At 41.9% G+C, this 470-nt stretch carries 1 protein-coding gene and 2 pseudogenes; 1 reads left to right on the forward strand and 2 read right to left on the reverse strand.

Annotated elements, in window-relative coordinates:
- A pseudogene (locus BZK24_RS08745) lies at positions 1 to 217 on the reverse strand (FtsW/RodA/SpoVE family cell cycle protein); the annotation flags it as partial.
- On the opposite strand from BZK24_RS08745, the pseudogene BZK24_RS09265 reads away from it, so the two are divergent.
- Positions 201 to 386: pseudogene (locus BZK24_RS09265) on the forward strand (hypothetical protein); the annotation flags it as partial. The pseudogenes BZK24_RS08745 and BZK24_RS09265 overlap by 17 nt on opposite strands.
- Positions 387 to 396: 10 nt before the next feature.
- Here BZK24_RS09265 and BZK24_RS09270 read toward each other — a convergent pair.
- The coding region (locus BZK24_RS09270; protein WP_143424412.1) for an outer membrane beta-barrel protein at positions 397 to 470 on the reverse strand (74 nt) is incomplete at its 5' end.

The raw sequence follows: 470 nt of genomic DNA on the forward strand, positions 1-470 counted from the left end.
CCACCCCCAAAAGAACGATCTGCCCCAAATCGTTTTGCAAAACCCCTACCCCAATCGCTAAGGCTACAAACACCACCGAATAAGGCACAAAAGTGATCAGTTCTTCTTTAACATTAGCCTTTTCTTTTGCCACAAAGGTGCGGGACAAACTCCACGCAAGAAAAAAGGTGAAACCAATCTTTAAAAACTCCAAAGGCGCTAGAGAGAAAAAAGAAATCTACATGGGGAAAACTATCGCGCTAGACAATAAGAAAACTTTTAGGGTGATGACTTGCTATGATATGACTAAAAACGATGTGTGCCGCTACACAGAATGGACGCCCATAAGTTTAGAAAAAAGAAAAGAAGAGTTGATCCAAAAAATTGAGAGCGTTCTAACGCTCTAGGGACGCGCCCCTAGAAAGTGAACACGTAATTCACATACCACGAATACACGCGCCTAAACCCTATATCCAAATTTTTTGCAGTGA

The organism is Helicobacter pylori (genome assembly GCF_001998165.1).
GTDB lineage: Bacteria > Campylobacterota > Campylobacteria > Campylobacterales > Helicobacteraceae > Helicobacter > Helicobacter pylori_DL.